The following is a 7,812-nucleotide window of genomic DNA, read 5'->3' on the forward strand; positions in this document are numbered from 1 at the left end:
CAGCCCTCCGGAGACACCCCCTCCGACCCGTCGTGCGCCACCCGGCGATCATCCCCAGAGGCGACCACCAGACGACACACCTCGACCGGCGTGTCGGCGCCAAGATCAACCTAACGCAAGGCCATTGGCCCCACCGCCCAGCGCCACCACCTGCACCGTCCGATCGACATACACCCCCACAAGGTGATGAAACGATTCCGTGGAAAGGACGCCGCTGGCCGCGCCGGGAACAGGCGCTTCGTGCCCGCTGGCTCGCGACCTGCGCGATCCCGCACCGGCCTGTCGTGACGCCGGTCCGCCTGCCGTAGTCGGCCTGACCGACCTCGACGCGGACGACGCGCTGTTTCCCACTGCTGTACGTAGCGGGGGACCCCGCCGCACCCGATCACGCGTCCGGCGCGCACTGCGCAACTGGTGTGCTCGTCGACCGGCGAGCACCGCGGCGTCCTCACTGGACCGAGGCAGTGTGGCCGGACCTGCACGAGCTCCTGCACCAGGGCGCCGCGAACGACCGTCGCGCCACAGCCGACAGACCCCGACGGCGCGGGCCCCCTGGAACTGGAGGTGGGGTACGACTCTGGGATGTGTCGCCGACGCTGGATCGGCTGCCGGATCAGTCAGGTGCGAGGGCTCGTTCGGCCGGCCGAAGGGCGCGCGTGGGCGTCGACGATCAGGTGCTGATTGGAGCCGCGGTGGCCACGGTTGACCGGCGACTGGGCCGACATGCTCCCCCATTTGACTGCACATGCAAGGCGTCGACCGCGTAGCGGCCCAGGTCGAGCAGCCCGGCGGCGCGCAGATCGCGGATCCTGTGGTCCTCACCATTCGAGTCACCGTCGACTCACGTTTCACTGGGCTGGGGACAATCCCCGATCTCATCCAGGCGCACCGACCCCGATCTGCAGGAGGTCATGGCCGACGATGACCTGCCCGTCGAATCCTTGCGAGGCCTTGCGGTGCCACGTGGAGTCGGGGACCGCCTCCGGGTCGCCTGGCGCGAGATGGCTCAGTACAAGGGTTCGGACGTCCGCGGCCGCGGCGACCGCTCCGACCTCGGAGACGTCGGTGAACGATTCCCTCAGGTGGGCGAGGCGGCCGGGGGGCCAGTTCTGCGCCTCGTAGTAGGACGTCTCGATGACCTCGTGGACCAGGACGTCGGCCGCGCGCGCCAGCCGAACCAGGTTCGAGGACGCCGTGGTGTCCCCGCTGAAGACCACTGACCCGTCCTCGGTGTCGAACCGAAATGCATAGCACGGGAACATCGGCGGGTGGTGAACGAGCGTCGCGTGGACGCGCACCCGATCGTCTTCGAAGACGAGGAACGGCTGCATCTCGGGGGCAAGGTCATCGTGCCCGGGCCCGGCACCGGCTGGCAGCGCGAGCTCGTGAAGTTGATAGACCGAACGGATGTCGGGACGGCCGGTGTCCCGCACCCGCACGTTGACGTCGTAGGCGTTGGCTTGCAGCGAGCGCTCGAAGTATTCCACCAACCCGGGGGTCTGCGGCTCGACGGTAACGGCGGGACGACCATCTCTCGCCGGGGGCAGCGCCCCCGCCGGTCCTGGGCCCCAGACACCCACGGGGCGGGAAATCGTGGACCTGTTGGGATTCTCGTTGCCCCAGGTCAGGAGAAACAGGTTGAACAGCTCCGCCACATGGTCGGAGTGCAAATGGGTCACGAGTACGTCGCTGATCGACCCGAACGGGATTTCCGCCCGCGCCACCTGGTCCACCATGCCCCGTCCGGCGTCGACGAGGTAGGCGCGGTCACCCACCACCAGCGCCGAAGCCATCCCGAGCCGGCCCATCCGCGGGGACGGTCCGGCTGCGGTGCCGAGCAGCACCAGCCGGGTGCGGCACCGGTCTGCACGCCGGGATGTCTGTTGCCCCGTCGGCGCCCGGGCGACCGAGGCGGAAGCCACAGCAGGCATCGCGGAAGCGGCTGTCAGGGCGCCGATGCCAACGGCGCCGGCCTGGAGCAGGCTGCGCCGGGGCATCGTGGGCGAACGGCGCTTCGCCTCGTGAGGGAGCTCGGGCATGGCGTGGTCCTTTCGATCGGGAACCGTCGCGGGCCGATCGTCGAAGGACCGCCTGCCGCCGGACCACTCGGCTCCCGCCCAGCGGAACGGCGAGAAACGTCCGATCCGTATTCCGCTGGGCGGGATGGCTGGGTGCGCTGCGCGTTTCCGGACGTTCACGCTGTCGGCGGCCGCTAGAAGGCTATGAGCGGCCGTCCGAGGATGCGGAGGGATGCGCGCGCCATGCAGCTGGTCATGCTGGGTACCGCGGGAGGTCCACGGCCGTCGCCGGATCGCGCAGCTCCGGCGCAGGCGCTCGTGATCGAGGGGCACGTCTATGTCGTCGACTGCGGGAGCGGGGTGGCCCGGCAGATGGTGCTGGCTGGGCTTCAGCTGCGCGACGTGGAGGCGGTGTTCATCACCCATCATCACATCGATCACACCGCCGACCTGGGTAATCTGCCGCTCCTGGCGTGGACCGCCGGGCGCAAGCGGCCGATGCGGTTGGTCGGGGCCTCCGCCAACGGAAGCCATCTTCGCCGACTTCCTGAGCATGGTGGGGGTCGAGCTCGCCGCGCGTACCTCGACCACCGGTCGGGACCCGTTCCCCGACCTGGTGGTCGTCGACGAGGCGTCCGAGCCCGGTCCGGTCTATGAGGATGAGCGGGTGCGCGTCGGCGTCACCCTCGTCGACCATCCGCCGTTGCATCCCGCGCTGGCGTACCGATTCGACACCCGGGATCGCTCGGTGGTCCTCTCCGGCGACACCCGCTACAGCGAGAACCTGGTGGACCTGGCCCGGGACGCCGACGTGCTCGTGCACGAAGCGGTGCATGAACGTGGCATCGCGATGCTCGAGCAGCAGACCAACGCTCGCTCCATCCGGGAGCACATGCTCAGCTGTCACACCACACCGGAGCAGGCCGGTTTGGTGGCGCACAAGGCGAACGTGGGTACGCTCGTGCTGTCGCACCTGGTTCCGGCCAGCGGTGCCGTGACCGATGAGGAGTGGGCCTCGGCCGCGCGCAAGCACTTCTCCGGCGAGATCGTGGTGGCGCGCGACCTGCTGGTGATCTAGGGAGTGCGCTGATGGCCGGGAACAGCGGCGAGCCCGGTCGATCGGTGGCCAGTCGTTGCCTGTCGGTACTCGACGCCTTCCGCCCGGGCGATCAGGCGCTGCCGTTGCGGGAGATCGCGCTTCGCACCGGCTTGCCGAAGGCGACGGTGCACCGCTTCGCGCAGGAGTTCGTCGCGAGTGGCGCACTGATTGACCGGGGGCGGGGGACCTACGAGATCTCGGTGCGGATGTTCGAGATCGGGGCGCTGGCCGCCCGGTCGCAGGGTTTGCGGTGGGTCGCACAGCCGGTGATGGAGGATCTCCATCGCGCTACCCGCCACAACGTGCATCTCGGCGTCTGGGACGGCACGAGCGTGGTGGTCGTTGCGCGCATCGCCGGGCGCCGCTCCGTGCCCACCCCGGCCCGGTCCGGCGAGCGGCTGCCCGCCCATGCGACCAGCATCGGCAAGGTGCTGCTCGCCCACGCCCCGGACGACGTCCGCGACGCCGTCCTGGCGCAGCCTCTGCGCCGGTTCACCCCCAGGACGATCACGGACCCGGCGACACTGGAGCAGCAGTTGGAGGCGATCCGCGACGCCGGGTTCGCCACCGCGTGGCAGGAGCGCAGCCCCGGCACCGCCTCGCTGGCGGTTCCGGTTCTGGGCGTCGACAACGAACTGGTCGCCGGGCTGTCCATCGTGGTCCCGGTGGACCGAATGGACCTGGCGCGGTTCCCTCCCGCGCTGCGGGTCGCCGCCCGTACGATCGCGCGGCGATGGATCAGGCTGGAGGGCGGGTGACCCCGGCCAACTCGTGGCCCAACATGAACGCCACCGAGCACACCGCGGTCGCGACCGCCTCCACGTTCATCCGGTCCTTGTCCCCCACCACCGACAGCGCCGCGACCGCGGCGTCGTGGACGTCGAGGATCGGGGCCGACACCGACGCGGTGCCCCACGACCGTTCCTGGTAGGCGACCGCGTATCCACGCTCCCGCGTGCGGGCGAGGTCATCGGCGAGGAGCTCTCCGTCGGTGATCGTCCAATCGGTGAACGCCTCGAGGCCCGAGGCGATCACCTGATCGATCATCGACGCGGGCGAGAACGCCAGCAGCGCCTTGCCGATCGCGGTGGCGTGCAGGGGAAGCCGTCCCCCCGGGGAGGACGGGGCCCGTGCGGAGTGCAGCCCGGTGACCTTTTCCACCACGAGCACCTGCGTCCCGTCGAGCACCCCGAGATGCACGTTGTCGCCCGTGGCCAGGTAGAGATCTTCCATGACCGGCAGCGCGAGCTCCCGCAGCCGTCGCTGTCGTGGCGCCATCATCCCCAGTTCGTACAGCCGCAGGCCGACCCGGTAGTGGCCGCCGGGTGCGCGCTCGAGCCCACCCCAGTCGAGGAGTTCCTGCGCCAGCCGGTGCACCGTGGACCGGGGCAGGCCCGTGCGGTCCTGCAGCTCGGCCAGCGTCAGGGCTGGGTCCTGGCCGGTGAAGCAGTTGATGATCGCCATCAACCGCCCGGCCACCGACGCCGGTCGGCTCGCCGTCTCCGCCGGCGCCCCTGATCGAGCGGTCACGCCATCCAGCGTATCCCGCCTTGCGTTTCGCTGTATGGGACGGCAGATGGTGAGGGCAGGCGGGCGGGCGGACAGTAAGGCGAAGGAACCAGCTGTTGATGGAGGTAGACGATGCGCCGTCGAACAACCGGGGGCCTCGGCGCCGTGCTACTGGCGTTGGCCGCGGCGGGCTGCGGGCAGGGAGGGGCCACCGCCTCCGGCGAGTACCCCTCGGACACGATCCGCATCATCTCCCCGGTCCGGCAGGTGGGCCGCTGGACGTCGCGGCGCGAGCCGTGGCCCCCTGCTTCGAGCGGGAGCTGGGCACCACGGTGATCGTGGAGAACGTGGCCGGCGGCTCGCAGGCGGTGGGCATGACCGAGATGGTCAACAGTGACCCCGACGGCTACACGTTGGGCACGATCTCCGCGGGGTCGGCCATCGTTCCGCCGCTGGTCGAGGAGAGCGTGACCTTCGACCGCGACAGCTATCGGACCATCGGGGCGATCTCGGTGCTGCCGAGCGTGTTCTTCGTGCGAGACGACTCGCGCTTCGACTCGGCAGAAGCGCTCTTCTCGGCGGTCGAGGCCGAGCCGGGAAGCGTCTCCCTGGCCACCCCGGGCGCCACCACCGCGCTGCATTTCGGCCAGCAGGCGCTGGCCGAGCAGTACGGCGTCACGTTCAAGGCCGTGCCGTTCGGTGGGCACCCGCCGATGATGGCCGCCATCCTGGGCGGCAACACCGAGGTCGCGTTCGACGCGGCCACCCCCGACATCGTCAAGCAGATCGAGGCGGGGGATCTGCGGGCGCTCGCCACCGGGTCGGAGGAGGTGCCGCCGTACCTGGAGGGTGCGAGCACGCTTGCCGAGCTTGGCTACACCGACCTGCCGGACACCACGACCTACTTCGGCCTCGGTGCCCCCGCCGGCGTGCCCGACGACGTCATCGCGACGCTGGAGCAGACGCTGGAGACCTGCTTGGCCGACGAGAAGGTCGTCTCGGTGGTCGGGGAGAACTACGTGCCGGACCAGTTCATCGGCGCCGCCGAGCTCGGCGCGATCTACGACAAGCTGACCGCCGAGTACACCCCGTTCGCCCAACGGTAGGGCAGCCTCATGCACCCCGTCTCGCGGCCGGTCGCGATGGGCGTCACGATCGCCGTGATCGCACTCGGCCTGGTCGGCATCCTGCTATCGGTCCAGCTCGAGGTCGGCACACCCGCCAGGCCGGGTCCCGGGTTCTGGCCCCTGGTCGCGGCCTGCGTCGTCACCGGCTGCGCCGTGCTGCTCCTCGTCACGGAACGGTCGACGAAGGACTACGAACGGTTCGGCTCGGAGGCGATGCCGGTCGCCGGGGCCGTGGCGAGCCTTGCCGCGTTCGCGGTTCTGCTGGAGACGATCGGGATGCTGCTCGCGACCGGGTTGCTGATGCTGTTCTGGCTCCGTGTGCTCGGGCGTCAGACCTGGCTGGTCTCGATCGCCGTTGCTGCCGCGGGGCCAATGGTCGCCTACCTGCTGTTCGTGGTCGCACTCGGCGTGCCACTGCCGGTCTGGCCCGGCTGAGCACGGCGGAACTGGAGAAGATGCCATGGACGCGATCACCGACCTCATGGGCGGCTTCGCGGTCGTATTCAGCCCGGAAACGCTGATCTGGGTGTTCGTCGGGGTCATGCTCGGCACCGTCATCGGGGTGCTGCCCGGCCTGGGCCCCGCCTCCACGATCGCCATCCTGCTGCCGATCACCTACTCGCTACCCGCCGAGGCCGCGATCATCATGCTGGCCGGCATCTACTACGGCTCGATGTACGGCGGCACGATCACCTCCGTGCTGCTGCGGCTGCCCGGCGAAGCGGCATCGGTCGTCACGACGTTCGACGGCTACCAGATGGCGAGGGCCGGGCGCGCCGGCCCCGCATTGGGGATCTCCGCGATCGGGTCGTTCATCGGCGGCACGGTGGCCGTCATCGGGCTCACCTTCGTCGCCCCGCTGCTGGCCTCCGTCGCCGTCGGCCTCGGCCCACCCGACTACGTCGCGCTTGCGGTGCTGGGCCTGGTGCTGGTGTCCCTGCTCGGCACCGGATCGCTGCTCAAGGCACTCATCCCGGCCGGCCAGGGCCTGTGGCTGGCCTCGATCGGACAGGATCCCGTCACCGGCGCGGCGCGCTTCGCCTTCGGCTCCGCAGACCTGATCGGTGGGCTCCACCTGGTGCCGATGGTGATGGGGTTGTTCGGGATCGGCGAGATCCTCTACAACCTGGGCCACCGCCGGCGCGGCGACCTGGTCACCAAGAAGGTCGAGCACGTGCTCCCCCGACGGGAGGACCTGCGCCGCTCACGCGGACCGATCGCGCGCGGCTCGGTGACGGGCTTCCTGATCGGCCTGCTACCCGGTGGCGGAGGCGTCGTCTCGAGCCTGCTGTCCTACACCACCGAGAAGCGCATCAGCAAACACCCCGACCAGTTCGGAAAGGGCGCCATCGAAGGCGTCGCCGGCCCGGAAACCGCCAACAACGCCTCCTCCACCTCGTCGTTCATTCCGCTGCTCACGCTGGGCCTGCCACCCAACCCGGTGCTGGCACTGATCTTCGGCGCCCTCCTGCTGCAGGGCATCACCCCGGGTCCGACCATGATCGAGACGCACCCCGAGGTGTTCTGGGGCGTGATCGCCTCGATGTACGTCGGGAACGTGATCCTCCTGGCCCTCAACTTGCCCCTGGTCGGAATATTCGTGCAGCTGCTGCGGGTCAAGCAGGAGATCCTGGCGCCGCTGACCATTCTGGTCACAGTGGTCGGGGTGTACAGCGTCAACAACAGGGTCTTCGACGTCGGGGTGGCGGTGCTGTTCGGAGTGATCGGTTACCTGATGCGCAAGTCCGGATACGCGGCCGCGCCGCTGGTGCTCGCGTTCGTGCTCGGCTCGGTTCTCGAGCCCTCACTGCGGCAGTCGTTGATCCTCTCCGAAGGTGGTTTGGCGATTTTCCTGCAGCGACCGGTCGCGGTCGTACTGCCCAATGGCCTTGCGTTAGGTTGATCTTGGCGCCGACACGCCGGTCGAGGTGCGTCGTCTGGTGGTCGCCTCTGGGGATGATCGCCGGGTGGCGCACGACGGGTCGGAGGGGGTGTCTCCGGAGGGCTGGTTGCCCGATCGAGTGTCGGTGGGGTCGCTGACGAAGGCGTTCCCGCCGGA

8 protein-coding genes are annotated in these 7,812 nt (G+C 69.7%); 6 read left to right on the plus strand and 2 right to left on the minus strand.

Features of this window, described 5'->3' with window-relative positions:
* Positions 1 to 875 precede the first annotated feature (875 nt).
* Positions 876 to 2,039, minus strand: coding sequence for an MBL fold metallo-hydrolase (locus KME75_RS38060; protein ID WP_246633636.1), 1,164 nt, complete (start codon positions 2,037 to 2,039; stop codon positions 876 to 878).
* A gap of 234 nt (positions 2,040 to 2,273) precedes the next feature.
* Between KME75_RS38060 and KME75_RS47205 the strand changes: the two genes are divergently transcribed.
* The 3 genes from KME75_RS47205 to KME75_RS38075 are packed head-to-tail and all read left to right on the plus strand — an operon-like array spanning position 2,274 to position 3,875.
* Positions 2,274 to 2,675, plus strand: a complete 402-nt coding sequence (locus tag KME75_RS47205) for an MBL fold metallo-hydrolase (RefSeq protein ID WP_372452755.1) — start codon at positions 2,274 to 2,276, stop codon at positions 2,673 to 2,675.
* Positions 2,575 to 3,096, plus strand: coding sequence for an MBL fold metallo-hydrolase (locus KME75_RS38070; protein WP_219419799.1), 522 nt, complete (start codon positions 2,575 to 2,577; stop codon positions 3,094 to 3,096). The genes KME75_RS47205 and KME75_RS38070 overlap by 101 nt, the downstream gene beginning before the upstream one ends.
* 11 nt (positions 3,097 to 3,107) lie before the next feature.
* Positions 3,108 to 3,875, plus strand: a complete 768-nt coding sequence (locus tag KME75_RS38075; protein WP_219419793.1) for an IclR family transcriptional regulator — start codon at positions 3,108 to 3,110, stop codon at positions 3,873 to 3,875.
* Here the strand turns inward: KME75_RS38075 and KME75_RS38080 are convergent.
* Positions 3,856 to 4,647 (minus strand): IclR family transcriptional regulator, encoded by a 792-nt coding sequence (locus KME75_RS38080; RefSeq protein ID WP_219419794.1) that lies wholly within the window; start codon positions 4,645 to 4,647, stop codon positions 3,856 to 3,858. The two genes, KME75_RS38075 and KME75_RS38080, sit on opposite strands and share 20 nt — an antisense overlap.
* Before the next feature lie 275 nt (positions 4,648 to 4,922).
* Between KME75_RS38080 and KME75_RS38085 the strand changes: the two genes are divergently transcribed.
* The 3 genes from KME75_RS38085 to KME75_RS38095 are packed head-to-tail and all read left to right on the plus strand — an operon-like array spanning position 4,923 to position 7,656.
* The gene (locus KME75_RS38085) at positions 4,923 to 5,732 is read left to right on the plus strand and encodes a tripartite tricarboxylate transporter substrate binding protein (protein WP_219419795.1); all 810 of its coding nucleotides are present in this window, start codon (positions 4,923 to 4,925) and stop codon (positions 5,730 to 5,732) included.
* A gap of 9 nt (positions 5,733 to 5,741) precedes the next feature.
* A complete protein-coding gene (locus KME75_RS38090; protein WP_219419796.1) occupies positions 5,742 to 6,188 on the plus strand; it encodes a tripartite tricarboxylate transporter TctB family protein in 447 nt (148 codons plus the stop codon).
* Between the two features lie 25 nt (positions 6,189 to 6,213).
* The gene (locus KME75_RS38095; RefSeq protein ID WP_219419797.1) at positions 6,214 to 7,656 is read left to right on the plus strand and encodes a tripartite tricarboxylate transporter permease; all 1,443 of its coding nucleotides are present in this window, start codon (positions 6,214 to 6,216) and stop codon (positions 7,654 to 7,656) included.
* Positions 7,657 to 7,812 lie beyond the last annotated feature (156 nt).

Source organism: Pseudonocardia nigra (assembly GCF_019396355.1).
GTDB classification, from domain to species: domain Bacteria; phylum Actinomycetota; class Actinomycetes; order Mycobacteriales; family Pseudonocardiaceae; genus Pseudonocardia; species Pseudonocardia nigra.